General features: G+C 72.0%; 28 protein-coding genes and 1 pseudogene. 11 read left to right on the top strand and 18 right to left on the bottom strand.

The window, feature by feature from the left end; all coding sequences use genetic code 11:
- Positions 1 to 569: 569 nt before the first annotated feature.
- Both HNR22_RS01850 and HNR22_RS01845 read right to left on the bottom strand, forming a co-directional pair.
- Positions 570 to 1,136 (bottom strand): hypothetical protein, encoded by a 567-nt coding sequence (locus HNR22_RS01850; RefSeq protein ID WP_179778724.1) that lies wholly within the window; start codon positions 1,134 to 1,136, stop codon positions 570 to 572.
- Between the two features lie 890 nt (positions 1,137 to 2,026).
- Positions 2,027 to 2,689 (bottom strand): annotated as a pseudogene (locus HNR22_RS01845) (DedA family protein); the annotation flags it as partial.
- On the opposite strand from HNR22_RS01845, the gene HNR22_RS01840 reads away from it, so the two are divergent.
- The 3 genes from HNR22_RS01840 to HNR22_RS01830 are packed head-to-tail and all read left to right on the top strand — an operon-like array spanning position 2,688 to position 4,472.
- Complete coding sequence (locus HNR22_RS01840; protein WP_179778722.1) at positions 2,688 to 3,488, top strand: carbon-nitrogen hydrolase family protein; 801 nt, start codon at positions 2,688 to 2,690, stop codon at positions 3,486 to 3,488. The pseudogene HNR22_RS01845 and the gene HNR22_RS01840 overlap by 2 nt on opposite strands.
- A complete protein-coding gene (locus HNR22_RS01835; protein WP_179778721.1) occupies positions 3,488 to 3,928 on the top strand; it encodes a VOC family protein in 441 nt (146 codons plus the stop codon). The genes HNR22_RS01840 and HNR22_RS01835 overlap by 1 nt, the downstream gene beginning before the upstream one ends.
- A 46-nt stretch (positions 3,929 to 3,974) precedes the next feature.
- On the top strand, positions 3,975 to 4,472 hold the full coding sequence (locus HNR22_RS01830) for a mycothiol transferase (protein WP_179778720.1): 498 nt from the start codon (positions 3,975 to 3,977) through the stop codon (positions 4,470 to 4,472).
- Positions 4,473 to 4,481: 9 nt separating this feature from the next.
- Here the strand turns inward: HNR22_RS01830 and HNR22_RS01825 are convergent, their stop codons facing one another.
- Positions 4,482 to 5,357: an alpha/beta fold hydrolase gene (locus HNR22_RS01825; RefSeq protein ID WP_179778719.1), complete on the bottom strand. Its 876-nt coding sequence runs from the start codon at positions 5,355 to 5,357 to the stop codon at positions 4,482 to 4,484.
- A gap of 99 nt (positions 5,358 to 5,456) precedes the next feature.
- Here HNR22_RS01825 and HNR22_RS01820 point away from each other — a divergent pair, with 99 nt between their 5' ends.
- Positions 5,457 to 5,981: a GNAT family N-acetyltransferase gene (locus HNR22_RS01820; RefSeq protein WP_179778718.1), complete on the top strand. Its 525-nt coding sequence runs from the start codon at positions 5,457 to 5,459 to the stop codon at positions 5,979 to 5,981.
- Here HNR22_RS01820 and HNR22_RS01815 read toward each other — a convergent pair.
- The 7 genes from HNR22_RS01815 to HNR22_RS01785 all read right to left on the bottom strand — a co-directional run bounded on the left by HNR22_RS01815 (position 5,971) and on the right by HNR22_RS01785 (position 11,819).
- Positions 5,971 to 6,612, bottom strand: a complete 642-nt coding sequence (locus HNR22_RS01815) for a histidine phosphatase family protein (protein WP_088947860.1) — start codon at positions 6,610 to 6,612, stop codon at positions 5,971 to 5,973. The genes HNR22_RS01820 and HNR22_RS01815 overlap by 11 nt on opposite strands.
- Positions 6,613 to 6,645: 33 nt before the next feature.
- Positions 6,646 to 8,088, bottom strand: a complete 1,443-nt coding sequence (locus HNR22_RS01810; RefSeq protein ID WP_246380613.1) for a serine/threonine-protein kinase — start codon at positions 8,086 to 8,088, stop codon at positions 6,646 to 6,648.
- Between the two features lie 110 nt (positions 8,089 to 8,198).
- Positions 8,199 to 8,402 (bottom strand): hypothetical protein, encoded by a 204-nt coding sequence (locus tag HNR22_RS01805; RefSeq protein WP_246380605.1) that lies wholly within the window; start codon positions 8,400 to 8,402, stop codon positions 8,199 to 8,201.
- A gap of 2 nt (positions 8,403 to 8,404) precedes the next feature.
- Positions 8,405 to 9,469: a substrate-binding domain-containing protein gene (locus HNR22_RS01800; protein ID WP_179778715.1), complete on the bottom strand. Its 1,065-nt coding sequence runs from the start codon at positions 9,467 to 9,469 to the stop codon at positions 8,405 to 8,407.
- A 124-nt stretch (positions 9,470 to 9,593) separates the two neighbouring features.
- The gene (locus tag HNR22_RS01795; protein WP_179778714.1) at positions 9,594 to 10,436 is read right to left on the bottom strand and encodes an SAM-dependent methyltransferase; all 843 of its coding nucleotides are present in this window, start codon (positions 10,434 to 10,436) and stop codon (positions 9,594 to 9,596) included.
- 116 nt (positions 10,437 to 10,552) lie between these two features.
- The gene (locus HNR22_RS01790) at positions 10,553 to 11,434 is read right to left on the bottom strand and encodes a helix-turn-helix domain-containing protein (protein ID WP_218906958.1); all 882 of its coding nucleotides are present in this window, start codon (positions 11,432 to 11,434) and stop codon (positions 10,553 to 10,555) included.
- A 145-nt stretch (positions 11,435 to 11,579) separates the two neighbouring features.
- Entirely contained in the window at positions 11,580 to 11,819 is a 240-nt protein-coding gene (locus tag HNR22_RS01785; RefSeq protein ID WP_088947853.1) for a DUF397 domain-containing protein, read from the bottom strand.
- 265 nt (positions 11,820 to 12,084) lie between these two features.
- On the opposite strand from HNR22_RS01785, the gene HNR22_RS01780 reads away from it, so the two are divergent.
- Positions 12,085 to 12,735 carry a diguanylate cyclase domain-containing protein gene (locus HNR22_RS01780; RefSeq protein WP_179778712.1) on the top strand — a complete coding sequence of 217 codons (651 nt, stop codon included), beginning with the start codon at positions 12,085 to 12,087 and terminating at the stop codon, positions 12,733 to 12,735.
- Between the two features lie 4 nt (positions 12,736 to 12,739).
- On the opposite strand, the gene rox is transcribed toward HNR22_RS01780, so the two are convergent.
- Together rox and HNR22_RS01770 are read right to left on the bottom strand one after the other, a co-directional pair.
- Complete coding sequence (gene rox / locus HNR22_RS01775; protein WP_179778711.1) at positions 12,740 to 14,167, bottom strand: rifampin monooxygenase; 1,428 nt, start codon at positions 14,165 to 14,167, stop codon at positions 12,740 to 12,742.
- 162 nt (positions 14,168 to 14,329) lie between these two features.
- Entirely contained in the window at positions 14,330 to 15,352 is a 1,023-nt protein-coding gene (locus HNR22_RS01770) for a phosphotransferase (protein ID WP_179778710.1), read from the bottom strand.
- Positions 15,353 to 15,590: 238 nt separating this feature from the next.
- On the opposite strand from HNR22_RS01770, the gene HNR22_RS01765 reads away from it, so the two are divergent.
- On the top strand, positions 15,591 to 16,241 hold the full coding sequence (locus HNR22_RS01765) for an NAD(P)H-dependent oxidoreductase (protein ID WP_179778709.1): 651 nt from the start codon (positions 15,591 to 15,593) through the stop codon (positions 16,239 to 16,241).
- Between the two features lie 219 nt (positions 16,242 to 16,460).
- Here the strand turns inward: HNR22_RS01765 and HNR22_RS01760 are convergent, their stop codons facing one another.
- Positions 16,461 to 16,952 (bottom strand): type II toxin-antitoxin system PemK/MazF family toxin, encoded by a 492-nt coding sequence (locus tag HNR22_RS01760; RefSeq protein ID WP_030336385.1) that lies wholly within the window; start codon positions 16,950 to 16,952, stop codon positions 16,461 to 16,463.
- 50 nt (positions 16,953 to 17,002) lie between these two features.
- Between HNR22_RS01760 and HNR22_RS01755 the strand changes: the two genes are divergently transcribed.
- Positions 17,003 to 17,518: an NUDIX hydrolase gene (locus HNR22_RS01755; protein WP_179778708.1), complete on the top strand. Its 516-nt coding sequence runs from the start codon at positions 17,003 to 17,005 to the stop codon at positions 17,516 to 17,518.
- 26 nt (positions 17,519 to 17,544) lie between these two features.
- A complete protein-coding gene (locus HNR22_RS01750; RefSeq protein WP_179778707.1) occupies positions 17,545 to 18,801 on the top strand; it encodes a serpin family protein in 1,257 nt (418 codons plus the stop codon).
- 24 nt (positions 18,802 to 18,825) lie between these two features.
- Here HNR22_RS01750 and HNR22_RS01745 read toward each other — a convergent pair whose 3' ends face one another.
- From HNR22_RS01745 to HNR22_RS01725, 5 genes are read right to left on the bottom strand one after another with little or no spacing between them, the layout of a single operon-like run.
- Entirely contained in the window at positions 18,826 to 19,383 is a 558-nt protein-coding gene (locus tag HNR22_RS01745; RefSeq protein ID WP_179778706.1) for a DUF2267 domain-containing protein, read from the bottom strand.
- A gap of 42 nt (positions 19,384 to 19,425) precedes the next feature.
- Positions 19,426 to 19,824 (bottom strand): NUDIX domain-containing protein, encoded by a 399-nt coding sequence (locus HNR22_RS01740; protein WP_179778705.1) that lies wholly within the window; start codon positions 19,822 to 19,824, stop codon positions 19,426 to 19,428.
- Between the two features lie 55 nt (positions 19,825 to 19,879).
- Positions 19,880 to 21,244: an MGH1-like glycoside hydrolase domain-containing protein gene (locus HNR22_RS01735; protein ID WP_343059639.1), complete on the bottom strand. Its 1,365-nt coding sequence runs from the start codon at positions 21,242 to 21,244 to the stop codon at positions 19,880 to 19,882.
- Positions 21,241 to 22,062 (bottom strand): sugar phosphate isomerase/epimerase family protein, encoded by an 822-nt coding sequence (locus HNR22_RS01730; RefSeq protein WP_179778704.1) that lies wholly within the window; start codon positions 22,060 to 22,062, stop codon positions 21,241 to 21,243. Before HNR22_RS01730 ends, HNR22_RS01735 begins: the two co-directional genes overlap by 4 nt.
- Positions 22,063 to 23,100, bottom strand: coding sequence for a zinc-dependent alcohol dehydrogenase (locus HNR22_RS01725; protein ID WP_179778703.1), 1,038 nt, complete (start codon positions 23,098 to 23,100; stop codon positions 22,063 to 22,065).
- Positions 23,101 to 23,215: 115 nt separating this feature from the next.
- Between HNR22_RS01725 and HNR22_RS01720 the strand changes: the two genes are divergently transcribed.
- Genes HNR22_RS01720 through HNR22_RS01710 form a run of 3 tightly spaced genes read left to right on the top strand, consistent with a single transcriptional unit; the run spans position 23,216 to position 26,429 of the window.
- A complete protein-coding gene (locus HNR22_RS01720) occupies positions 23,216 to 24,610 on the top strand; it encodes an ABC transporter substrate-binding protein (RefSeq protein ID WP_179778702.1) in 1,395 nt (464 codons plus the stop codon).
- A complete protein-coding gene (locus tag HNR22_RS01715; protein ID WP_179778701.1) occupies positions 24,607 to 25,563 on the top strand; it encodes a carbohydrate ABC transporter permease in 957 nt (318 codons plus the stop codon). Before HNR22_RS01720 ends, HNR22_RS01715 begins: the two co-directional genes overlap by 4 nt.
- Entirely contained in the window at positions 25,563 to 26,429 is an 867-nt protein-coding gene (locus HNR22_RS01710) for a carbohydrate ABC transporter permease (RefSeq protein WP_179778700.1), read from the top strand. Before HNR22_RS01715 ends, HNR22_RS01710 begins: the two co-directional genes overlap by 1 nt.
- The last annotated feature ends 49 nt before the right edge of the window (positions 26,430 to 26,478 follow it).

Below are 26,478 nucleotides of genomic sequence, written 5' to 3'. Positions count from 1 at the left end.
CCGTCCGATGCACCGCCCGGCTGTCCGCCGTCCCGCTGGCCGGCGACCGCAACGGCTTGCCGCACCGCCGGCCACGCGGGCTGGCCGCACCGCCGGCCGCGCGGGCTGGCCGCACCGCCGGCCGCGCGGGCTGGCCGCACCGCCGGCCGCGCGGGCTGGCCGCACCGCCGGCCGTTCCGCCGCCGCCGGGTCGCACCCCCGCCGGGTTGGATCGCCGTCGGGTTGGATCGCCGTCGGGTTGGATCGCCGTCGGGTTGGATCGCCGTCGGGTTGGACCGCCGATCGCCGCACGGCCACGACACCCACCCCTCGCACCATCGAGCCGCGCTTCGGCCGTGCCCCGCGAGATCTTGGACAGTTTCCGTTCGCGCGGAACGGAAACTGTCCAAGATCTCCCGGGCAGCCACCCACCGAACCGTGCCACCCGCTCCCCCCGGACGGCGCGCGGCATCCCCCGCGGCAACCAGCACCACGTGCCTACCCGCACGGACATGGAAACGCCGCTGGCCGGCACCCCGGGATACGGGTGCCGGCCAACGGTCGGGCTGTTCGGTGTGCGTGCTGGTGGGTCAGCTGTTCCAGTACTGGCCGACCAGGTCGGTGGCCTGCTGCTCCCACTGCGCGTAGGCGTCCGGGTAGGCGGAGACCTGCACGGTCTGCGCGGCCTCGGTCAGCGGCATGTCCTGCCACCCGTCAACCTGCTTGAGACCCTTGAGGAACGCGGTCGTGGAGTACTCGGGGTCGGTGATCTGCTCCGGCGTACCCCAACCCGAACTCGGGCGCTGCTGGAACAGGCCCAGCGAGTCGTGGTCGTTGGCGTCGCCGAGGTGACCCAGGTTCTCCAGCTTGGACTCCTGCAGACTCGTCGCGATGGAGATGACCGCGGCGCGCTCGGGCAGGCCGGCCTTCTTCGTCGCGGCGATGATCGCCTTGACGTTCGCGGTCTGCTCATCATTCAACGTGATCCGGGACTGGTCGCCCTGCGGCTTCGGGGCGGCCGACTGCACGGCTACCGCGACCGGCTTGGCGTCCACGGCCGGGGTGGCGGCGTGGGCGGCGATCGGGCCGGCGAAGACACCACCGGCGAACGCGAGACCAGCAACAGACAACATGCTCTTACGGAAGATCGTGTTCATGGGGGTAGCTCCTTCGGGGGTAGGAACACCCGGCCACTGACGGGGGTCGGCGGCACAAGGGTGTGAGCACCTCGTCCGGCGCTGCAACAACATCAAGGGGGAAAGTCTGGGGGGAGGTCGGCACCGGGCAAGCCGGAGGCTTGCGGGGCCGGGGTCGGCGGCCTACAAGCGGGGGGCTCGGGCGCCGGGTCCATGTGTAACGACCGCGGGGGCCGGGGTCATTCCGGGGGTGGCCCATCCGATGGCACCCGATCGAAGCGGGGTGCTCGGGTGGTCGTTACGGGAGGCTTCAACGATGCGGACCGGGGCGGCATTCCAACCCCGCTACCAGCAATCCAACTCCCGGCGTGGCGGTGAGCCGGTGGTCCTGCGATCGTCAGGGTATTCAACGACCCCGCCCCGGCCATCATTCCGACCCACGGGTGCGACCGGTCACGGTCAGAGACCTCAGACCCGACAGATCACCCGAATCTCTCACGTCGGCGGTCACGAACCAGCCTGGCGGGGTTGATCCACTCGGCTTCAAGGAAGTCGGGGTATCCGAGGCCGGATGACACCCCGACTTCATGAAAACCGAGTCGATCAAGGTCAGCGCGCCGTGCCAGCCGCCACTCGAATCGGGACAATCCGACCTAGCGCTGGTCGGAGCCCCACGAACCGCTGCGGTAGAGCGTGCCGCGCCCAGCCGGATCAGGCACACCACTGCCGGCCCCAACCCCACGATCCACTCCAAACCCACCATCGGTCCCATAACCACCACCGGAACCGAAACTGCCACCCGAACCGGACCCGCCATCAGAATCAGAGCCACCACTGGAACCGACAACACCAGGTACACCCACCGACCGGCCCGAGTTGGGGTCGTCCGCTTCGGGGTTGCGGGCGGCGCGCCGTGCCCGCAGCACGCGCGACCCGACGAACCAGGCCAACCCCGCCGCGCAGGCCACGATCACGACGTTCTGGAGTACGCCGACGTACCCCTCGACGAGATGCCAGTTGTCGCCGAGCAGGTAGCCGGCGAGCACGAATGTCGTGTTCCAGATCAGGCTGCCCAGCGTGGTGTAGAGCAGGAACGTGGCGACGGGCATCCGCTCCACGCCGGCCGGGATGGAGATCAGACTTCGGAAGATCGGGATCATGCGGCCGAAGAAGACCGCCTTCACGCCGTGCCGGAGGAACCACGCCTCGGTCCGGTCCACGTCGGTGAGCTTCACCAGCGGCAGTCGGGCCACGATGGCGCGCATCCGGTCCCGGCCCAGCGACGCCCCGATCAGGTAGAGCGCCAGCGCGCCCACCACCGAGCCCAGTGTGGTCCAGAAGATCGCACCGATCAGGCTGATCCGCCCCTGGGCGGCGACGAACCCGGCCAGCGGCAGGATCACCTCGCTGGGGATCGGGGGAAACAGGTTCTCCAGCGCCACTGCCAGGCCGGCACCCGGCCCGCCGAGTCGTTCCACCAGGTCACTGACGTAGCCGACCATTCCATCCTGGGGTGGTTCGGCCGCGGCGGTGGGGGTTCCGGTGGCGAGCACGGCGTGGGACGTTCGAATCATGCGCCCACGTTACGAAGTCATCCTGAGAGCCGACCATGAGGCTGACCGCCCGGCCGCGCGGGTGGACCCCGCCGGCGGGGGTGCGGAAACCCGCACCCCGCTGCGGCTCGGGGTGGCGCAGCCGCTGTGCGTACCCCTGGATGTCGCGGCGAACGCGCGGGCGCACGCCGCCGCGGTCCGCGCGGCGAATTCCCGGGTGGTGGTCTTTCCGGAGCTGTCACTGACCGGGTACGAGTTGGACGCCCCGGTCGTGTCGGTCGACGACCCGCGGTTGGCGCCGTTGGTCGAGGCGTGCGGCGAGGCGGGCGCGCTGGCCCTGGCCGGTGCGCCGGTCGCGGGCGACCACATCGCGGTGCTGGCGGTGACCGGGGCGGGTGTGACGGTGGCGTACCGGAAGATGTGGCTGGGGGACGCGGAGGCCCGCCGCTTCCGGCCGGGCGATGCGCCGGTCGTGCTCGATGTGGACGGTTGGCGGGTGGGCTTGGCGGTCTGCAAGGACACCGGAGTCGCCGCCCACGCGGAGCGGACCGCGGCGCTCGGGATCGACGTCTACGCGGCGGGTGTCCTGGAGTCCGCGCGCGACGCCGCCGTGACGGACCAGCGGGCGCACCGGATCGCCACCGCCCACCAGGTCTGGGTGGCGGTGGCGAGTTTCGCCGGCTCGACCGGCGGTGGCTACACCGAGGCGGCCGGACGGTCGGGGGTGTGGACGCCGCAGGGCGAGGTCGTCGCGCGCGCGGGCACCGAGCCGGGCGAGTTGGTCGGCACAGTGGTGGACGCCTCGGGCAGGATCAGCTGATGAGCACTGTCCCCTCCCGACTGTCCGTGGTCACGCTGGGAGCACGCGACATCGCGGCGTTGCGGTCGTTCTACCGGTCGCTGGGGTGGCCTGAGCTGCCGGCCAGCGACGACGGTTGGTCGGCCTTCCTGCTCGGTGGCGTCCTGTTCGCGCTCTACCCGCTGCCGGAGCTTGCCGCCGAGGCGGCACCGGGCGTGCCCGCACCGGCCGGTGGCTGGTCTGGCGTCACCCTGGCCTGCAATGTCGACGGCCGCGAGGAGGTCGACACGGCTTTCGCCGCGGCCGTCGAGGCGGGCGCGACGGTGGTGGCGGCGCCGACCGACCGACCCTGGGGTGGGCGCTCCGGCTACATCGCGGACCCGGAGGGCAACCGCTGGGAGATCGCCTGGGCGGGCACGGCCCGCTTCGACGAGCGCGGCGCGCTCACCTCGTTCGGCTGAGCGGCTGGTGTTTGCGCCTCGACCATGACCTTGAAATGCTTCCCGGGTGACTTCTTTTCCGGGGACCTTCGCTCACGATGTCGTCGACCAGCCGGCGCAGGCGCAGATCGAGGCGTTCATCGACGAGCACCGCAGGGCGCTCGACGGCTGCTTGGACGGGATGACCGAGGAGCAGGTACGCCGGTCGTTGGTGCCGTCCCGGACCACGCTGCTGGGTCTCGTGAAGCACGCCACGTTCGTGGAGAAGGTCTGGTTCGACGAGGCCATCACCTGCCGGCCCCGCTCCGAGATCGGCATTCCCGCGACGCCGGACGAGTCGTTCACCCTCGATGACGACGACACGATCGCCTCGATCCAGCGAGCACACCGCGAGGCGTGCGAAGCCTCCCGCCGCGCGACGGCGTCGTTGGGCCTGGACGACGTGCTCCGCGGCAACCGGCGCGGCCCGCTGACGCTGCGCTGGGTGTACCTGCACGTGCTGCGCGAGCTGGCCCAGCACTGTGGGCACGCCGACATCCTGCGTGAGCAGCTCCTGGCCGAGTAGCGCGGGCGGTCAGCCGGCGTCCAGCACCTCCCGTAACCGTGCCGCGAACTCCTCGGGCTTGCCCGCGTAGCCGAACTCACCCCCGAGGAAACCGCCGTGGTGACTCGGGAACACCACCGGCTGCTGACCGAGCACGGCCGCCATGCCGAGGGCCGTCCGCGCGGTGTACGTCCCCGCCGACTCCTCACCGACCGCGACCACGATCCGGGTCGGTGCGGCGGTGAGCAGGCCCGCGTCGGGCTGGTAGTCGGTGATCGCCCACGAGTTCTGCGACAACAGCGGGTCGTCGCGGGTGCCGTCGTCGTCGGTCGACATGCCGAACATCGCCGGGTCGGGCGTGGGCTGGGCGAAGTAGGCATCGGTGAACTCGCCCTGCCACGACGTCATCGCGATGAACGCGGCCATGCCAGCGCCGGTGCCCTTCGCCTGGTACGCCTCGTAGAAACCGGCCCGCGCGCGCTCGGCGGCGCTGGCGTCGGGGAGCACCGCGTTGATCGGCGGCTCGTGCGCCACCAACGTGACGACGTCGTGCGGGTACGTCGCGACGAGTTCGAGTGCCGTCACGGCGCCGCCGCTGCTGGCGAACACGTCGACGGGGCCGGCGCCGAGCGCCTCGATCAGCAGGTGCAGGTCGGCCGCCTGCTGCTGCGGCGTGTGGTCGATGCGGCCGTCCGTGCGGACGCTGCGGCCGAGCCCGCGCGGATCGTAGGTGACGACGGTACGGTCGGTGAAGTGCGGGGCGAGCGCGGTGAAGCCCTCCGCCGTCATCGGTTGACCGATCATGAGCAGCACGGGGTGCCCGCCGGACGGGGGCAGCGGACCGCGGACGTCGTAGACCAGGTCGACGCCGGGCACGGCGAGGGTGTGTGTCTGCGTTGTCGTCATGTCGGTGAGACTACGGCCGGCGGAAACCGATGGGCGAGTACGCCGTGCCGGCGACATCCGTCGTGTGCCTCCCGCGTTCCGGGCCGCTACCGTCGCGGCATGCCCGACTTGATCGCGCCCACCGTCCGCCTGCACGCCGCCTGGCTGGAGGCGCACGACGAGTGGGGCCCCGGTCTCCACGAGGACGGTTTCGGGCTGCGGTCGACCGACGAGGTGCGTTCGTCGGAAGGGTTCGCGGCCTGGGTGACCCGACTGGCCGACCAGTCGGATCCGGCGAAGCCGTTGGATGCGGCTCGCGTGCCGTGCACGTACCGGTGGATCGTCGAGGACGACCGGGTGCTCGGCGGCATCGCGCTGCGACACGAGCTCGACGACCACCTGCTGCGGGTCGCCGGCCACATCGGCTATGGCATCCGCCCGTCCGCGCGCGGCAGGGGGCTGGCGACCTGGGCGCTGGGCCGGATGCTCGACCAGGCGCGGGCGCTCGGGTTGGATCGGGTGCTGCTGGTCTGCGAGGCGGGCAACGTCGCGTCGTCGAGGACGATCGAGCGCTGCGGTGGCGTCCTGGAAGGCATCCTGGACACCGACCTCGGCCCGGCACTCCGGTACTGGATCACGCTTTAGCCCAACCGCCGGTGTCACCGAAGCGGCGCAGCGTCCACCGGGCCGGCGGCCAACCGCCGGGGTCGTGGTCGGTGGTCCATTCGGTGATCGAGGCCGGCGGCACGTCCAGATCGAACCCCCGAAAGACCGGCTGCGCGGCGAGCGCGTGGAACGCCCCCTCGACGGTTTCGCTGTGACCGACCAGAACCACTGTGGCGCCCCGGTGCCGGTGTGCGATCTCCATGATCGCGCGGCTGACCCGGACCACCAGTTCGGCCCAGCTCTCGTTGCCCTCCTCGAACGGCCGGAACACGCCCCCGCCGGGCACCGCGTGTTCGGTGCGGAAGCGGGCGGTCGGCAGGCCGTCGGCGTACGGGGGTGTGTGCCAGGTGCACAGGCCACAGTCGGCGACGGGCCGAACGCCGAAGGCGGTGGCGATCGGTTGGGCGGTCTCGACCGCCCTGCGCAGCACTGACGAGTAGACCGCCACCGGACGGTCGGCGGCGACCTCGTTGGTGAGCCGGTTGGCGAGATCGTGTGCCTGTTCGTGGCCGAGGGCGGTGAGGCCCCGACAGCCACGTGGCCCGCCCACGATTCCTTCGAGCTGGTGGAGCGACTCGCCATGTCGCACGAAGATCAGACGTGTCCGCATCGGGACATCATGCCAGCGGTATCGACGGGGATATCAGTCGTCCGTACGGCCGGTGGTGAAGCTGCCGGTCTGCGCGAGCAGAGCGTCGAGTTGGGCACCCGTCTGCGCTGCCAGCCGGTCGCGTTCCACCAGCTCGGCGATGCGTTCCCGCAGGTCGGCGACGCGCTTGGCCCGGTCCCTGCTGTGCCGGCTCAGGTCAGCCAGGTCGTCGCGCAGATCTTCGGCGGTCCTGCGGTCGACGTCACCGCGAGCCACCGCGTTGGCGAGGACGGCGGCGAACCCGCTGGTCACCTCCCGGAGGCTGACCGGCACCTGCTGCCCGGCGGTCGGCGGCGCGGTGCTGGCGCTGGGTCGGGGCGAGGAGGGTGCCGTCGGCGTCGGCGACTGCGTCGTGGGTGTGGGCTTGGGGGCGGAGGTCGACGGTGGGGCGGCCACCTGCGGCGACTTGGGTGCGCCCGGTGTGCCGAGGGGACCCTCGGCGAGCAGTGCGCCGGCGCCGACCAGCACGGCCAGGCCGGCCGCGACCAGCACGGCGAGGGGCCGGCGCGACCGGCGGCGGGTCGGCACGGCGGCGGCCGGGGCGGGGCGTGCCGCCGAGCGGTCGATCAGGGTGGGAGGGTGAGCCGCCGGGCGGACACGCAGCAGCTCGGTGGGCGGCTCGACCGGCTGGCCGGCACCGAAGCGGCGGGCCAGGTGCGCGGCGCTCGGGCGGTCGGCCGGGTTGGCGGCCAGACAGGCGAGGGTCAGCTCGGCGATGTCGGCGGGGAGGCCGGCCACCCGCAGCGGCGGCACCGGAGTGCCGCGTCGGTGCACCTCCAGCGCGTCTTCCCAGCTCTGCACGGGCAGCGGCGCCTGCCCGGTGAGGGTGCGGTAGAGCAGCGCGCCGAGGGCGTAGATGTCGCTGGCCGGGTCGGGCGGGCCGGCGGTCAGCCGTTCGGGGGCGAAGTAGGCGGGTGTGCCCATCAGCGGCTCGCCGGACTGGCCGTCGAGCCCGCCGAGTGCGGCGATGCCGAAGTCGAGCACCTTGGCACCGGTGTCGGTCAGCATGACGTTGCCGGGCTTGACGTCGCGGTGCACGACGCCGATGCGGTGCGCGGCGGCCAGTGCGGCGGCGATCTGCCCGGCCACCCGGACCGCCTCGGGCCAGGGCAGCGGCCCGGTCCGCAGCCGGTCGGCCAGGTTGTGGCCGTCGACGAGTTCCATCACCAGGTACGGGACAACGACGCCGCCGGTCAGGGTCGCCTCGGCGTAGTCGTACACCTGGGTCACGTGTGGGTGGGTCAGCCGGGCGGCCGCGCGGGCCTCGCGTTGGATGGTGGCCCGCAGTTGCGGGTCGGCGGCGAGCTGCCCGGCGAGGACCTTGATGGCGACCGGCCGGCCGAGCACGTCGTCGTCGGCCCGCCACACCTCGGACATGCCGCCGAGACCGATCCGCTCGTGCAGTACGTAGCGGTCGTGGAGACGGAGGGTGGGCATGAAGGGCGACATGGCTTCACCAGTCTGCCTGGCCACGCCCAACTCGACCACCCTCCGTGTCCGGGCCCACACTGTTCGTCCCGTGCGTACCGGAATGGGTTTCGTGCGGGTCAGGAGCAGCGGGCGGCGCCGGGCAGCGGTCGCGGCTGGATGCGGTCGGCGAGCCGGCGCAGGGCGAGGGCGGTGGCCTGCCGGGTGGGGGCGAGCAGGGCCCGGTGGGGGCGTTCGACCTGGACCGGGGCGTCGGGTCGGGCCGAGTTGACGTGTCGGTTCATGGCGTCGAGGGCGGTGATGTAACCGGTGGGAAGTTCCATGGTCAACTCCTCGGGACAGGTCCGGTGGAGGCCCGGACGACGAGTGCGGTGGGCAGTAACACGTGACCGGCCGCGGCGTCCGCGGGCGGGTAGAGCAGCAGTTCGGCGGCGATCCGGCCCTTCTCCTCGGCCGGTTGCCGGACGGTGGTGAGGCCGGCCGCGGCGGCCTCGGGGACGTCGTCGAAGCCGGTCACCGAGACCGTCGGACGATCATGGGCCGGCCGCGCGGCCAGGGCGTCCAGCACACCGAGCGCGAGGACGTCGGAGCCGGCCAGCACGGCGGTCGGCGGTGCGGGTTGGTCGAACAGCCCGGCGATGGCTGCGGCTGCCGCCGGGCGACTGTTGCCGGGGACGTTGACCAGGGTCAGCTCGGCCCAGCCGACGCCGACCTCGGCGAAGGCGTCGGCGAACCCGGTGAGCCGACCCCGGGTGGTCGGGTGCGGCACCTGGTCGACCCCGGTCAGGGTGAGAGGGCCGGCCGGCGCGTCGGGCAGCACGGAGTCGGCGAGCAGCGCCACCCGACGGTGACCGAGGCCGGCGACGTGCGCGGCGGCACTGTGCGCGGCGGCCCGCTCGTCGATGCCGACGAACCGCTCGTCGGCGCCGGCATCCTCGCGGGCGGCCGTGCTGACGAACGGCAGCCCGCGTTGCCGGATGACGTCCAACGCCCATTCCTCGTCGGCGACGCAGTAGACGCAGAAGCCGTCGACCGCGGCGTTCTCCACCGCCCGTCGGGCGTCCGTCACGGCCGGTGGCAGCGGCACCAACAGCATGCTCGTGCCGTGCCGCTCGGCCGCCCCGCCGACCCCGGCGAGGAAGCGCACCGCGAACGGGTCGGTGAAGGCGTACGACAGTTGCGAGGTGAACAGCACCCCGATCGACCCGACGAAGCCCCGGCGCAGGGAGCGCGCGGTGGGGTTGGGGCCGGGGTACCCGAGTTGCCGGGCGGCCTCCAGAATCCGCTCACGCAGCGTGGCGGAGAGCTGGTCGGGGCGGCTGTAGGCGTTGGAGACGGTGCTGCGGGAGACACCGACGGCGTCGGCCACGGCTTGCAGTGTCGGCTTCACCGGCACCCCTCTGTATCGATCCAGTCTGTATCGATACAGAGATTAACCCGACCGGTCGGCATCGGTCAATACGTAACGACTGCGCGCCCGCCCGTCCCTCGGGTGGGAACGCCGATCGGCAAGGTCAGGGCAGGCGGGCGACGCCGCCGTACATGCTCACCTCGACCACCGACGGGCGCGGCTGCGGCTCGTTCTCGGCCCGCCACTCGGCGACCGAGGTGATGCCCGGCTCCACCACGTCGAGGTCGACGAAGAAGCGGCTGAACTCGTCCCGGGTGCGCAGGTTGATCAGCCCGTGTGGGCCGCCACCCTTGGCCGCCGCCCGGGCCTGCTCGGCGACGGCCGGCGGGAGGTGCTCGTGGGTGGCGTGCGAGGCGGCCAACCAGCTGCCCGCCGGCAGCGCGTCGAGCAGGTGCCGCACCAGCGCGTACGGGTCGTCGCCGTCGGGCACGAAGTGCAGGACGGCCACCAGCATGAGGGCGACCGGCCGGGACAGGTCGATGGTGCGTCGCAACTCCGGGTGGGCGAGGATCCGCTCCGGGTCGCGCAGGTCGGCGTCGATGTAGGCGGTGGCGCCCTGCGGCGAACTGCTCAGCAGTGCGCGGGCGTGGGCCAGCACGATCGGATCGTTGTCGACGTAGACGACCCGGGACTCCGGAGCGATGGCCTGGGCGACCTCGTGGGTGTTGTCGGCGGTCGGGATGCCGGTGCCGATGTCGAGGAACTGCCGGATGCCGGCCTCGCGGGTCAGGAAGCCCACGGCCCGCTGGAGGAAACGGCGGTTCTCCAAGGCGGCGGTGCGGATCGTCGGGAAGGCTGCCGCCATCGTGTCGCCGGACTCGCGGTCGGCCTGGAAGTTGTCCTTGCCGCCCAGCCAGTAGTTGTAGCGGCGGGCGGGGTGGGCCACCGTGGTGTCGATCCGGTCGCTCGGCGAGCCGACCGTCGAGCCCGGGGCCTCGGTGGTCATGGCTGCCTCCGTGATGACGTCCGTCCACTGTCGCCGGTCGCCGACCATGGTAGTGCCACCCGAGCGACCTTCACCGCCCCGAGCCGCCTCCCCCGAGCCGCCGCCCGGGGCAGCGGTCACGCCGGATAGAGGTCGTCCAGCAACCGGCCGAGAATGTCCGGCGTACGCTCCGGCGGCTCGGCCTCGACACAGAGCCGTTCCATGGCCACCGCGTAGTAGTCGAGGTCGTCGCGCTTGTCGAGGTAGATGGCGCTGGTGAGCTGTTCGATGTAGACGATGTCGGGCAGCTCCTGGTCGCCGAAGCGCAGGATCGTGAAGGCTCCCCCGGCGGCGGCGTGACCGCCGGCGGCGAACGGGATGACCTGGAGCCGGATGTTGGGTGACTTGGTCGCCTCGATGAGAGCGGTGAGCTGGCCGCGCATGACCGCGGGGCCACCGATCGGGCGCCGCAGGGCCGCCTCGTCCACCACGGCCCAGAGCTGCGGGGGGCTTTCCCGGTGGAGCAACTGCTGACGCTGCATCCGCAGAGCGACGCGGCGCTCGATCTCGTCCGGACCTGCCGCGCCGTGCCCGAGCAGCACGACAGCGCGGGCGTAGTCCCCGGTCTGCAACAGGCCGGGGACGAACTGCACCTCGTAGGTGCGGATCAGCGCGGCTGCGGCCTCCAGGCCCAGGTACGACTGGAACCAGGTCGGCAACACGTCGCCGTAGCGGTGCCACCAGCCGGGGCTGTTGGCGTCGCGGGCGAGCTTGAGCAGCGCGTCACGCTCGTGCTCCTCGGTGACGCCGTAGAGGGTGAGCAGGTCGGAGACGTCGCGCTCCTTGAAGCCGACCCGACCCAGCTCCATCCGACTGATCTTCGACTCAGAGGAACGGATCTCCCAGCCGGCGCCTTCCCGGGTCACCCCGCTGGATTCCCGCAGACGGCGCAGTTGGGCACCGAGCAGCATGCGCAGCACGGTCGGCCCGGTTGTCGGGCCACCCTCGGCGGGAACCATCGTCACGTGCGGACCTCCGGACACCAACCCCCGTGACCGGGTACCTGGCCCGGCCGACGTGTAAGCATGCCATGGACCGACAGTGAGATGAACTCCTCCGCACCGGTGATTCAGTCCCGTCGCCGGGACGACTCACGCGGGACGGTCAGTTGATCAGGTGGTCAAAATCCCCGTCGCGCGCTCCGAGCACGAACGCGGCGATCTCGTCCACTGTGTAGATCAGCGCCGGACCCTCCGGGTGCCGTGAGTTGCGGACCGCGATGCCCGCTCCCCCGGGCAGCTCGGCGAGTTCGACACAGTTGCCGCTGGGGTTGCTGCGTCGGCTCTTCTGCCAGCTCAGCGGAGGCAACTGGTGGATCGGTACGCCATTGGGTGGCTGATGCATGGAGGCGTCTTTCTGCTCACGAGCCCGCCGGTGACCGTGGGAGGAGCGGTGACGGGCGAGGGGTGCGGTTTCGACTTCGGACAGTTCTGCACGTGCATCTGCTATTGCATCTGCACCGGACGGCGAGCATGATAACGCACATGATCGGTGCCCATCCGTTCACGTTGAGTTACCCCCGCAGGGGCAACCATCAGGCAAAAGTGGGCCCGACGCGGTGTGACGTGTCGACCGGAGGCTGGAGGCGGTCGCGGGGATGGGAGGGTTCGTGCCGGATCCGATGAGTGTCGCCTCCGGGATCTGCGCGGCCGGCGCCCTGCTCTCCTCCTGGCAACTACGCCGACGGGCGGTGCGCGCCGAGGCCGAGATCGATCACCTTCAGGCCGAGCTCGCCGCCGAGCGGCACGCCGCGAGTCACGACCCACTCACCGGGCTGCCCAACCGGCGCGCCTTCTACCGCCTGGCGGCCACCCTGCTCACCGACGCGGCCGGCCAGCCGTTGATCGCCGTGGTGCTCGACCTGGACGACTTCAAGCAGATCAACGACCGGTACGGGCACGCCGCCGGTGACCAGGTGCTGATCAGTGTCGCCGACCGGCTCGCCGGTTTCGCCGGGGACAACCTCGTGGCCCGCCTCGGCGGCGACGAGTTCGCCGGGCTGCTCTCCAGCCCCACCGTCGACCGGCGCTGGATCGAGCACTCCACCCGCCGACTCGCCGAGACCGTCGCCGCGCCGATCCGGCTGAGCGGGTGCAGCGTCCGCGTCACCGCGTCCGTCGGGCTCGCCCCGGTGTCCGGCCCGGCCCAGCTCACCGACGCGCTCAGCCGCGCCGACGCCGCCATGTACCAGGCGAAGAGCCTCGGCGGTGCCCGGTCACCCCGGCAACTGGTCGACAGCGCCTGGCTGACCGAGCTCTGACCGTTCAGCTGGCGGCTGCGCCGAACCATCTGGGCAACTGGCCGAGCAGCTCCGTCTGGTCGTCGCCCACCCACGCCACGTGGCCGTCCGGCCGCAGGAGCACGGCGGGCACGTCCAGTTCCTCGCTGACGTCGACGACGTGGTCGACCCGGTCCGCCCACCCGGCGACGGAGAGCCGGCCGGTCTGGTCGAGCAGCAGTCCGCGGCCCCCGCGCATCAGCTCGTAGAGGCGCCCCTGTTTGAGCCGTACGTCGCGTAGGTGGCGGCCGAGCATCTCGTGGCCCTCGCCGAAGTCGTAGCGGACCCCGATCGCGGTGATCTTCTCGATCAGGTACCGGTTGACGTCCTCGAAGTCCAACAGCTCCGACAACAGTTGGCGCACCGACCGGGGCCCCGGCTCGGGTGACAGCAGCAGCATCTGCGCGCGGGTGTTGTTCAGGACGTCGGCGGCCACCGGGTGCCGTTCGGTGTGGTAGCTGTCCAGCAGCCCCTCCGGCGCCCAGCCGTTGACGGCGGCGGCCAGTTTCCACCCGAGGTTGAACGCGTCCTGGATGCCGAGGTTGAGCCCCTGCCCGCCGGTTGGCGGGTGGATGTGCGCCGCGTCGCCGGCCAGCAGCACCCGGCCGGTCCGGTAGCGCTCGGCCAGCCGGGTGGCGTCGCCGAAACGGGAGAGCCAGCGCGGTGAGTGCACACGGAAGTCGGTGCCCGCGTACGCCCGCAGTTGTCGCTTGAACTCCTCGATGGTCGGCGGGATCGAGCGATCCTCGGCCACCCCCTCGGCGGGAACCAGGACGCGGTACACCCCGTCGCCGAGCGGCCCGAGACCGAACCGCAGGTGCGTCCTGCGGACCTCGGCCACCACCTCGGCCACCGTCTCCGGTGCTACGCCCACCTCCATCTCGCCCAACAGGGAGTCGACGGTGCTGGGTTCACCGGGAAAGCCGACGCCGAGCAGTTTGCGCACTGTGCTGCGTCCACCGTCGCAGCCGACGAGATAGCGCGACCGCAACTGCCCGCCGTCGGCCAACCTCACTGTCACCCCGTCGTCGTCCTGGCTGAGCCCGACCAGTTCGCAGCCGCGCCGGATCTCGACGCCGACGTCGGCGGCGTGCTCGCCCAGCAGGCGGTCCGTCGTGGTCTGCGGGATGCCGAGGACGTACGGATGGGCGGTGTCCAGCCCGCTCGGAGACGGCTTGGGAATGGCGGCGAAGAAGCCACCGACCGGGTGCTGCTGGCCGAGCGCGAGGAACCGCTCCAACAGGCCACGCTGATCCATCACCTCGATGCTGCGCGCGTGCAGCCCGAGCGCACGGACGTACGGGGTCGGCTCGGTCTCCCTCTCCACCACGAGCACCTGCACCTCGTGCAGTCGCAACTCGCTGGCCAGCATCAGCCCGGTCGGCCCACCGCCGGCAATGACCATATCGATCATGAAATCCCCCGATTTTCCCAGTTTTGGGCTCAGGGTGGAGATCCTGCTGCACAACCCGGGTCTTGCCGCAAGGCCCCGGGTGCGATATATGTTGGAGGTGGCAAGGAGCGCATGACCTCCTTGCCTTTGTTGTTTCCCGTCGCGGACGGCCGGGTCTTGCGGTCAACGCCGCCGGTCGAGATCCCGCAGCGCCGCGTCGGCGAGGGTGACCAGACCGACCGGCGACACCAGTCCCCGCACGATCCCCGCCGCCCGATGCCGGTCGGCCGTCTCGGCGTTCGGGTCCAGCGCCTGGCGGGTCCAGTCACTGAGGTCGTCGAGCGCGCGGACCGCGAGGAACCACGCCAGGCGGGCCGGGTCGATGTCGGCCGGGCCGTAGCCGGCGAGAACGGCCTTCTGCTGACGGGCGCTGATCGGTGCGAAGGCGAGCACCCCACCCAGCACGAACATCAGGTCACACTCGGGCGGGGCGAGCACCGCGTCGTCCCAGTCGATCAACCAGACCTGCCCGTGCGGGCCGAGCAGCAGATTGCCCAGGTGCGGGTCGCCGTGGCAGACGACGCCCGGGCCGGACCGGGCGCGCTGGCCGACGGCGAGGCGTTCGACCTCGAGGGTCAGTGTGACCACCCGGTCGGCCACCGCGGACCACACGCCCGCCAGCTCCGCGGCCAGCGGCCCGGCGAAATCGTCCGGGTCCGGGTCGCGCAGCCGCTCGGCCACCGCGCGGGTCCCGGCCACGATCGAGGGGTACGTTGCTCCGCCCGCCGGCAACAGTCGTCGCACCTCGTCGGTCACCGGCACCGCGTGCACGGCGGCCAGCACCTCGCCGTACGCGCGCCAGTGCGCGTCGGTCATCGGGCCGTCGAGCGCCCGCTGATCGGAGACCCAGGGCACCACCGAGAGGCGGTGGCCGTCGTGTTCGACGGACAGCCGCCCGTCCCGGCTGGGCACCGGCGCGGCGATGCCCGGCACCCCCTGGCCGGCCAGGTACGCCGTCACGACCAGGCCAGCGGGAGTGCCGCCACCGCTCAGTTTGACCGCGTACCGGGAGCCGTCGACGCTGCGGGCCAGCCACAGCCGGGCGCGCTGGTCCGCGCCGTGGGTCACCCTTTCCAGGGTGGTCAGGCGCAGGCCGAAGCCCGCGTGGACCCGCTCGGCCACCTGCCGCGTGATGTCCTCGGTCACGTGGACACCATGCCACCGGGCGGGCCACCAGCCCACCGCTTAACGGTGGCGTGGGCGGAGTCAGCGCGGTGTGGCGAGGCGAGCGTCCGCAGCGGCGCCGGGTCGAGCCGGCAACGGCGCCGCCAGCTCGTTGACCGTCGCCTTGTCATGTGCCGCTTTCAACCGATCAACCTACGGGTTGAATATGCGGACACTGTCCGGGTATGAGGTCCCATCTGACGGCCGAAAGGAACTCGACGTGGCGACCATCCGCGCCCTCGTGCTCAACTGCACCCTCAAGCCGTCACCGGGCCCGTCCAGCTCCGAGCAGCTCGGTCGGGAGGTGCTCGACGAGTTGGCCGCTCAGGGCGTGGAGGGCGAACTGGTTCGGGTGGTGGACCACGACGTGCGCTTCGGCGTGTCCATCGACGAGGGCAACGGGGACGGCTGGCCGGCGATCCGCGCCAAGCTGCTGGCGGCGCAGGTGCTCATCATCGCCACGCCGATCTGGCTCGGTCAGCCGTCCAGCGTCTGCAAGATGGTGCTCGAACGGCTCGACGCCGAACTTTCCGAGACCGACGACGAGGGCCGGCTCCTCACCTACGGCAAGGTGGCCGGGGTGGCGGTCGTCGGCAACGAGGACGGCGCGCACCACACCGTCGGCCAGGTGCAGCAGGCGCTCAACGAGGTCGGGTTCACCCTCGCCGCCGCCGCGGCGACCTACTGGGTCGGCGAGGCACTGCACAAGGTGGACTACCGCGACGCCGGCCCCAAGCCCGACACCACCGGCCGCACCACGAAGGCCCTGGCGCTCAACACCGCACACCTGGCGCGGCTGCTCGCCGACCGGCCGTACCCGCCGCCGGACGCGAAGGGCGCCGCCGTCGGCCCGAGCCGCGAGTCGGCCTGACCATCGTCGGTCAGGTCCGCGCCGGTTCCTGATCCAGGACGCCTGCCTGCGTCGCTGTAGAGCTGCCCCGGTGATGGGGCAAGCACAGCGCACCGGCCACCGGGCCACACGGCACCACCTCGGATGCCCGTCGTTCAAGACAGCGCGACGGCCCAGCGCACCCCGGGCGCGCGGACCACCCGACGCCCCACCTGTGGGGCAGCTCTACAGGTGTGCGGGTCAGCGCCAGCCGTAGCCGGCGCGCAGCGCCTGACCGACCCGGTCGAACCGAGGCCGGTCCAGCACGGCGCCCTCGCGGCGGATGCTGTCCTCACGCATGGTGAGCACCCGGTCCAACCGGACCCAGCTCGGCCGATTGTCCCGATCCCACTCGCCCGGCCCGAGCGCGAACCAGTGCCGCTGCCCGTCCCGCTCGCTCTGGCTGGACAGCATCAGCCCGAACAGCGTCCGGCTGTGCCGCCCGACGACCAGCACCGGCCGGTCCTTGCCCTGGCGGGGGTCGTCCTCGTACGGCACCCACGTCCAGACGATCTCGCCCGGGTCGGCCTGGCCGTCGCGCTCCGGAGCGTAGGTCAGCTCCCGACGCTGCAACGCGCTCACCTGGCGGCGGCGGGCCACCTGCGCGGGGGCCGGCCCGGTGCGCCGAGGCGACGGAATCACCGCGCCTACCCGGGAGATGCGAGCCGCGACATTCCTCAACAGACCAGCCACGGCGGGCAGCCTACCCGCCGCCCGAGCGGTCGGTGCGACAGACTGGCCCGATGGACGAGCTGCCCCACGACCTGCCGATCCTGGAACGACGCGCGGTGCGGGTGGTGGTCACCGACAGCTTGGATCGGGTGTTGCTGTTCCACACCCGCGACCCCGACCACCCCCGGCTGGGCACCTGGTGGGAGCTGCCCGGCGGCGGCATGGATCCCGGAGAGACCTACCTCGACACGGCGGTGCGGGAGCTGCACGAGGAGACCGGCATCCTGGTCACCGCCGACCAGGTGGGCCCACCGACCTGGCGGCGAAGGGCGAGCTTCCTGCACCGCCAGCTGCGGCACGTCCAGGACGAGGTCGTCGTCAGCGTACGGCTCGCCGGGGCCGGTCCGGACGTGGACGAGGCGCACCGGCTCGACTACGAGCTGGAGGACTACTTCGCCTTCCGCTGGTGGCCGCTGCCGGAGGTGATCGCGAGCCCGGAACGGTTCTACCCCGGGCAGCTCCCCAGGCTGATCACCGCCTTCCTCGCCGGCGAGGAGATCGACGAGCCGTTCGAGCTGTGGTCGTGAGCCGGGCCGGCGGGCAGAGTGGGGGCATGACGACCGATCTGCACGGGCCGCTCTCCGCGTACGCCGCACGGCTGCACACCACGGTCGGCGACCGGCACCACGTCGCCTCCCCGCTCGGGGCCTGGCTACTGCTCGCGGTCTGCGCCACCGCGCCGGCCGACTCCAACCCAGCCGGCGACGGCCCGGCCGCCGAAGATCTGGCGCACGCCCTGGGCACCGACCTGGCCGACGCTGCCGAGGCCGCCCGCGTGCTGCTGGACGCGCCGCATCCGCTGGTCAGGTCCGCCACCGCGCTCTGGCACCGGGCGGGGCGGGGCGACGGCGGTTCAGCCGCCTGGCGGGCCGCGCTGCCCAGGACGACCGACGTCGGCGAGCTGCCCGATCAGGCCGGCCTGGACGCCTGGGCGCGCGAGCACACCGACGGCCTGATCGACACGTTTCCCCTGAAGGTGAGCCCGAACGTGGTCTTAGCCCTGGCCAGCACGCTGGCCACCCGGGTGTCCTGGGTGACCCCGTTCGATGTCGCCGATGCCAGCGCGCTCGGCGCCGGCAGCCCTTGGGCGCTCGGGCTACGACGGGCGTTGCGCAGCCCGAGCCATGGTCACCGCTGCGCCATCGTGTCCACCGAGCGGCTCGGTGACGTGATCGTGCACGCCGCCCCTGCCCAGACGACCGACGGCGCCGGGCTGGTGGTCCTCTCGGTGGCAGCCGACCCGCAGGTGCCGCCGAGCGAGGTGCTGGCCGCCGCGTACGACCTCGGTGTCGGCGCGGCCGACGGCGCGCAACCGGGCGGTGCCCGTTCCCTGTTCGACCTGCCGCTCGGCGAAACTCCCCTGTGGACGCTGCGCGAGGAGCGGGTGCGGACCCGTGCGCGCGACGGCCGGGAGGAGCGCCACAACGCCGTCCTCCCCTGCTGGTCTGCCCGCAGCGAGCATGACCTGACCGCGCCGGCGCTCGGCTTCACGGCGGCGTCGACGACGCTGGCGGGAATGCTGCACCTGCCGATCGAGAGCTTCGACGCGCGTCAGGTGGCGATGGCCCGGTTCGGCCGGTACGGCTTCGAGGCGGCGGCGGTGACCGGCATGTTCGGGCTGACCAGCCTGCCGCCCGAGGGCGTCGCTCGCACCGCCGAGCTGCGGTTCGGCCACCCGTACGCCGTGGTGGCCGTCGCCACCGACACCCGGGCGGACGGTGTCACCGGGCCGTGGCACGGGGTGCCGGTCTTCTCCGCCTGGGTCACCGAGCCCGAAGAGCTGCCCGAGGCCGACGCCGCCAACCGGTGAACAGAACAGCGGCCGTAACCGGGGTCACGGCCTATGACCTGGTGGGGCCACGCCGCCGTCGTCGCGCGGCAGTCGCGCCACCATCTCCCGGAACTCCCGTACGGTCATCGCCTCACGCAGGGTCGCGAAGACCGCCCCGGTTCCGGCCCGGGCGGTCGCCGGATCCACCCCGGCTCGCTGTCCCACCCGACGAAGGAACTCCGCCGGACCGGCGTCCGTAGGAGGCGGTGGAACGGCGGCGCCGACATCCAGGCCCAGCCCGGTGTCCGGCCCGTCCATGCCCGGGCCGACGACCCCACCCCGTCCCGGGGCAGGACCAACCGTCCCGACCGCGTCCGGCGCGAGGCCAAACGCGTCCGGCGCGGGACCGGCGGTTCCCGGCTCGTCCGGCGCGGGGCCGGCCAGGTAGCCGCCGACCTCGTCCGGAAGGTGTCCCACCAGGTCGTCGGGCGCGCCGCCGGTCACCCGTTCGGCCATCGTCTGGAGCACGGCGCGGGCGAGGGCTGCGGCCTGCTCGGTCGGCAGGCCGGACCGCCGGGACACCGCGTCGATGAAGTACGGAAACCCGTCGCCGTCGGTCACGCCCGGGCGGTTACCCCCGGCCGGCGTCGGCAAACTGCGCCGTCAGCGCAGCAGGCCCTCGGCCAGCAGATGGTCGAAGATGATCTGGTCGACCGGCGAGGTGCGGTGCCGGTCGGCGTACGCCAGCCAGTCCATCTCCGCGATCTCGCTGGCCGGGCGCAACCGCCCCTGGTATCCGGCCCGGTAGCAGGTCATCCGCACGGTGATGTCGGCGGCGTGGCCGTGTGCCGCAGCGGTGAAGGTGCCCAGGTGCACCGCGTCGCGAACGTCCACGTCGACGCTCAACTCCTCGTCGATCTCCCGGCGCAGGGTCTCCAGGTCGGTCTCGCCCGGCTCCCGCTTGCCACCGGGCAGATACCAGACGTCCTTGCCCGCGGACCGGGTGCTGAGCACCCGCCCGTCCTCGATGAGGATCCAGGCCACCTTGTCGATCTCGGGCACGCCACCCCTTCCGGTCGAAGACCGGGCACGCTACCAGCCGGGGCCCGCCAGACAGTCACTCGGCCAGCAGGTCGAGCAGCAGCGCGGCGGTCCAGCTGAACGCCGGTGAGCCCAACCCGACGCCGGTGTCCGGATGGAAGTACTCGTGGCAGCCGGCCCCCGCGACCAGACCGATCATCGAGCGACGCAGCCCGGCGGCCAGCTCCGGGTGCCCGTGCGCGAGCAGGCCGCGGCGGATCAGCCAGCCCGTGTTCAGCCAGCTCGGGCCGCGCCAGTAGCGCAGCGGCTCGAAGTCGGGCGCGGTCCGGTCGTGGGTGGGCAACGGCCGCTCCATGTGCCGGGCCAGCCCGAAGCGCGCCGAGCGGGCCTCGACGACCAACGCGTCGGCCTGCCGGGCGGGCAGGTCGGGCAGCATCAGCGGTGTCAGCCCGAGCACGGTACGGGCGCTGACCAGCCGGTCGGTGCGCAGGTCGCGGGGCTGGAACGTGCCGGCGTCCGGGTCGTACAGCCGGCGTACCAGGGCTTCGGTGATCTGGGCCGCGCGGGCCCGGTGCGGCCCGGGATCGTGGCCGATGAGCACGGCGATCTCGGCCAGGGCGTCCTCGGCCGCCCCGAACGCCGCGTTGAACAGCGGGCACTCCACCAGGAACGGATGGCCCTCGGCCAGACCCCGGTCGTCGTAGCCGTGGTCGCGGTAGGCGGCGACGACCGCCAGATAACGCGCGTAGTCCAGGTCCGTGGGGCGGTGCGCGGCGTCGGCGTGCGCGGTGTCATGCCGACGGTACGCACGCATCACCGCCGCCTCGGCTCCGACCGCGGCCATCGGCTCGTCCCAGGCGGGGCTGTTGTCCAGACCGGACTCCCACGGGTGCACGATGCAGACCAGCCCGTCGCCGGCCACGTCCCGCCGGTCAGCCAGGTAACGCTGCTGGGCGACCAGTGCGGGGTAGAGCTGGCGCAGGGCGGCCAGCCCCGCCGGATCGGGTGCCCGCCGGTACGCGAGCAACGCGGCGAGCGCGTGCACGGGCGGCTGGACCAGGCCGGACGTGTCCACGTCAGGGGTGCCCTGGGCGTTCGCCGAGCGCCACATCTCCGGCCCCGGGAAGTACGCGCCGACCCGCAGCGCCGGGTTGAACACGATGTGCGGCACCCGTCCGTCGGCCCACTGGGCCCGGAACAGGCTCGTCAGCTCCCGCCAGGCCCGGTCGGGGCGGACATGGGCCAGCCCGATCGCGATGAACGCCGAGTCCCAGCTCCACTGGTGCGGGTAGAGCGTGCGTGAGGGCACGGTGTGGTCGTGCTCCCAGTTGGCGTCGAGCGTGTCGACCGCGAGTCGGCGCAGCCCGGCCAGGTCGGCGGGGCCACCGGTACGGGCCACGGCGGTCCCGCCGAGGCGCGTCGGCCCGGCACCGGCGGTCACGCGGCGGCCCGCCGGGGCAGGGCGTGACGCAGCACCGTGGCGGCCTGTTGCAGGGCCCGGACCGGGTCGCCGCGCAGCCGGCACTCCAGGGCGAGCCAGCCGGAGTAGTCCAGCTCCAGCAGCGTACGCACCAGCGCCGACCAGTCCAGGTGCCCCGCGCCCGGCTGGTAGCGGTTGGAGTCGCTGACCTGCACGTGACCGAGGTAGGGCGCGGCGGCGCGCAGCGCGCGGTGCATGTCGTCCTCCTCGATGTTCATGTGGAAGGTGTCCGCGACCACGCGGACCGACGGCAACCCGACCGCTGCGCAGAGCGCCACCGCCTCGTCGAGACGGTTGACCATGTGGTCCTCGTACCGGTTGAGGGGTTCCAGGAAGAGGGTGACCCCCTCGGCCCGGGCGTGCTCGCCCAGCTCGCCCAGGGCGTCGAGGAGCACCTGCCGGTCACCGGCCGGCGGGCGCGGCGGCTCGAACGGTGGCAGCCGACGGGAGAACATGCCCCAGGCGGCCGGTGTCATCACGCCGATGCCGCCCAGCTCGCCGATGACCGACAGTTGAGAGCGCAGGTTGCGCACGGCGTCGGCGGACCGGTCGGGGTCGAAGTCGCCGATGAAGTGGTCCATCTCGACGCAGACGGTGGGCATCACCACCCCGGCGGCGCGGGCGCGGCGCAGCTCGGGCAGGCGACGGGCGAACGCGAGGTCACCGCGTCCGCGTAGCTCGATGCCCTGGTAGCCGAGGGCGGCCGCGAGGGCGTACTTCTGGATCAGGTTGGTGCCCGGCAGGAGTTGTTCCTGGCAGGCCAGCGCGATGGTGGTCATCTAGAACCTCAGCACGACTTGGAGGACGTCACCGGCGCCGCGATCGAGCAGCGCGAGGGCGTCGGCGACCGCGCTGGCGTCGACGATGTGGCTGACCAGCGGCAACGGATCGACGCTGCGTTCGGCCACCAGGTCCATGAAGGTCTGCGCGACCCGGTCCCCGGTCCACCGCCCGGCCATGCTCGGCGCGGGGGTGGGCCCGGAGACCTGGGCGGCCACCAACTGGATGCGGTTGTGGTGGAACTCCTCGCCGAGGCCGAGCGCGTCGGCCTGGCCCTGGTAGAAGCCGGCGGCCACGACCCGACCGGCGTGTGCGGTGGATCGGATCGCCTCGTGCAACGCCGGGTACGCCCCGGACAACTCCAGGCAGACGTCCGCGCCCCGGCCGTCGGTGGCCCGACGCAGCACGGCGGCTGCGGATTCGGCGCGGACGTCCACGGTGGATCGCGCGCCGTACCGGGCGGCGTGCTCCAGCCGGCCAGGCACCGGGTCGACGGCCACCACCCGGGCGCCGGAGAGCACGGCGAGTCGGGTGGCGAGCAGCCCGATGACGCCCTGCCCGAAGACGGCGACCCAGTCGCCGAGGTGCAGGTCCCCGGCGAGCACGGCGGTCAGCGCGATGGCCCCGGGGCGGGCGAAGACCGCAGCGAGGGGGTCGAGCCCGGCGGGGAGCGGATGGACCGCCTCGGCGGCGAGCACGGCCTCGGCCCGGTGCCCCCAGATGCCCCACACGAGCTGCCCGGGGTGGCGGTTGGTGACCTCCGGCGCGACCTCGACGACCTCGCCGACCTCTTCGTAGCCGAAGCCGATCAGCGGGTAGGGCACCGGGGTCTGCCGGGGGACGAACATCCGGGTGGTGTCGTCCCAGTCCTTGCTGAGGCGGGGATTGCTGCCCCGGTAGAGGGTCAGCTCGGTGCCGGCGGAGATGCCCGAGTAGGAGGTGCGGACCCGGACCTGGCCGGGGCCGAGCGGATCCGGGGGGCAGGGCTCGAGGCTGATCCGTCGAGGCCCGGCGAGAGAGACCACCCAGTTGCCCATGTGTCACATCCCGGTAGCACTGGGTTCCAGGATAGCAAAAAATAGCCATATGTCTTGCTATTGATCAATCGAAGGTGTTGGATCCGTCATGTACCCTTCGAGAGGAGTGCCACCGATGTCAGCACCTCCGAGGCGGATACTCGCCACCACCCTGATCATGGCACTGACAGCGTCCACCCTGCTGGCCTGCGGAGACGACGAACCGGACAGCAACAGCAAGAAGATCACCGTCTGGAGCCTGGAGGACGTCGCCGACCGGGTCACCGCCACCAAGGCGATCGTCGCCGACTTCACCGCGAAGACGGGCATCCAGGTCGACCTGGTGACCGTCAACGAGGACCAGTTCCCCTCCCTGATCGCCGCCAACGCCGCCGCCGGTGACCTGCCCGACGTGGTGGGTTCGGTCTCCCTCGCCGGCATCCGTACGCTCGCCGGCAACGAGCTGCTGCACGCCTCGGCGAACGCGGAGGTCGTCGACAAGCTGGGCAGGCAGACGTTCTCACCCCGGGCGCTGGAGCTCACCTCTGACGACGGCAAGCAGCTCTCCGTGCCCAGCGACGGCTGGGGCCAACTGCTCGTCTACCGCAAGGACCTGTTCGCCGCGGCCGGCCTGCCCGCCCCCGACACGTACGAGCGGATCACCGCCGCCGCGGCGAGACTGAACACCGGCGGCGTCGCCGGGATCACCGCAGCGACCGCCCCCAGCGACGTGTTCACCCAGCAGACCTTCGAACACCTGGCGCTGGCCAACGACTGCCAGCTCAGCGACGACTCGGGCAAGGTCACCCTGGATTCGCCCCAGTGCGTCGAGGCGTTCCGCTTCTACGGCGACCTGATCCGCACCAGCTCGGTGAAGGGCGCGCAGGACGTCGACACCACCCGGGCCACCTACTTCGCCGGCAAGGCGGCCATGGTGATCTGGTCGCCGTTCATCCTCGACGAGCTGGCCGGGCTGCGTAACGACGCCAAGCCGACCTGCCCGCAGTGCCAGGCCGACCCGGCGTTCCTGGCAAAGAACAGCGGCTTCGTCACCGCGATCAAGGGCCCGAACGGCACCGAGCCGGCTCAGTACGGCGAGATCAGCTCCTGGGCCGTGCTGGACGGCGCGGCGGCCGACCCGGCGAAGTCCTTCGTGGAGTACATGCTCAGTGACGGTTACCCGAGCTGGTTCGGCATGTCCCCCGAGGGCCGCTTCCCGGTCCGCAAGGGCACGCCGGCCGAGCCGGAGGCGTACCTGACCCGGTGGAACACCAGCCAGGCCGGCGTGGACGCCAAGAAGCCCCTCGCCGACGTGTACGGCGACGAGGTGCTGGCCACGCTGCGCCGCAGCCCGGACACGTTCGGGCGGTGGGGCCTCAGCCAGGGGCAGGGCAAGCTGGTCGGCGCCATGCTCGGGGAGTTGCCGGTGCCCAAGGTGCTGGGTGATCTCGTCTCCGGCAAGTCCGACGCGACGGCCACCGCCAACCGCGCCAAGAAGGACGTCGACGCGATCAAGGCGGGCGTCAATTGACGACCACCGCGCCCGGCCCCGGCCGCTCCCCCACCCGGGAGCGGCCGGCGCCACCCCGGCGCCGACCACTGACCCTGCGCCGCCGCGAATCCCGGGCCGGGCTCGCGCTGGTCGCACCGACCCTGCTCGTCACGATCGCGGTCATCGGCATCCCGATCGTGTGGACAGTGGTGCTCGCCTTCCAACGGGTCCGGCTCGCCACGCTGCGCAAAACCGGCCTGTTCGGCGACTTCACCATGGACAACATCGACCGCGTGCTGCACACCCCCGGCTTCGCCGAGACGCTGTGGGTGACGCTGATCTACAGCGTCGGCGGCACCGTCGGGTCGATAGTGCTCGGCCTGGTGGCCGCCCTGGTGGTCCGCCGGCCGTTCCGGGGCCGCACCCTGGTCCGGGCGTCCATGCTGCTGCCGTACGTGGCGCCGGTGGTCGCGGTGACCTTCGTCTGGCAGGTGATGCTCGACCCACAGCTCGGCATCGTCAACGCGTGGGGCCAGCGCCTGCTCGGCTGGGACGCCCCGGTGCCGTTCCTGTCCCAGGAGTCGACCGCCCTGACCACGGTGATCGTGTTCGAGGCGTGGCGCTACTTCCCGTTCGCCTTCCTGTTCCTGCTGGCCCGGCTCCAGGCGGTGCCCGGTGAGCTGGAGGAGGCCGCCCGGGTCGACGGGGCCACCCCCACCCAACGGTTCCGGCACATCCTGCTGCCCCAACTGCTGCCGGTGATCGCCCTGCTGGGCGTGCTGCGCTTCATCATGACGTTCAACAAGTTCGACGATGTCTACCTGCTCACCGGTGGCGCGGCGGGCACCGAGGTGGTCAGCGTGCGGGTGTACGAGTTCCTCACCGCGCGTACCGACATCGGCGCCGCGGCCGCGCAGGCGGTCGTGCTGGCCGTGGTGCTCATCGTGTTCGTGCTGATCTACCTGCGCTTCTTCGGACGGAGGGTGAGCTGATGGACCGGGACGTGGTCGAGACGGTGAGCCTGCGCTGGCTGCGCCGCCTGGTGATCGCCGCGTTCCTGGTGGTCACCGTCTTCCCCTTCTACTACATGCTGGTGCTCTCGGTGCGCCCGATCGAGCGGCTGCTGCTCGACCCGGGCGCGCTGGTGGTCGGCTTCGGTGAGCTGACCGTCGCCACGTACGCCGAGGTGCTCAAGGCCACCGGCGACGGCGGTCAGGGTTTCCTCACCTTCATCCGCAACAGTGGCCTCGTCGCCGTCGCGGCGACCGTGCTCACGCTCCTCGTCGCGATCCCCGGCGCGTACGCGGTGGCCCGGCTGCGGTTCTTCGGCCGGCGGCAGGTGGACTTCCTGTTCCTGGCGGTCTACCTGTTCCCGTCGATCGTCATCGCGATCCCGCTGTTCGTGGTGTTCAGCCTCGCCGGGCTGCGCGGCTCGTTGTTCGGCCTGGTGCTGGTCTACATCTCGCAGACACTGCCGGTCTCGGTCTACATGCTGAAGAACTACTTCGAGACCATCCCGGTCAGTCTGGAGGAGTCCGCCGCCATCGACGGCGCCGGCAGGCTCGGGATCATCCGCCGGGTCAGCCTGCCACTGGCCATGCCGTCGGTCATGGCGGTCGCGCTCTACGACTTCATGATCGCCTGGAACGAGTTCCTCTTCGCCCTGCTGTTCCTGGTCGACAAGCCCGACCGGTGGACGGTGTCGCTGGGGTTGTCCCTGCTCGCCGACGGGGTGGAGGTCCCCAAGACGGTGCTGATGGCCGGGTCGGTCGTGCTCACAGTGCCGATCGTGATCCTCTTCTTCGCCAGCGAGCGACTGCTCACCGAGGGGCTGACCAGTGGCGCGGAGAAGGGATGATCGTCTCCTCCGGGTCCCCCGCCGCTCCCCCACCGGCCCGGTTACGGTG

This window comes from Micromonospora jinlongensis (assembly GCF_013410645.1).
Lineage (GTDB): Bacteria > Actinomycetota > Actinomycetes > Mycobacteriales > Micromonosporaceae > Micromonospora > Micromonospora zamorensis.
This window is presented reverse-complemented; position numbering and strand designations above follow the sequence as displayed.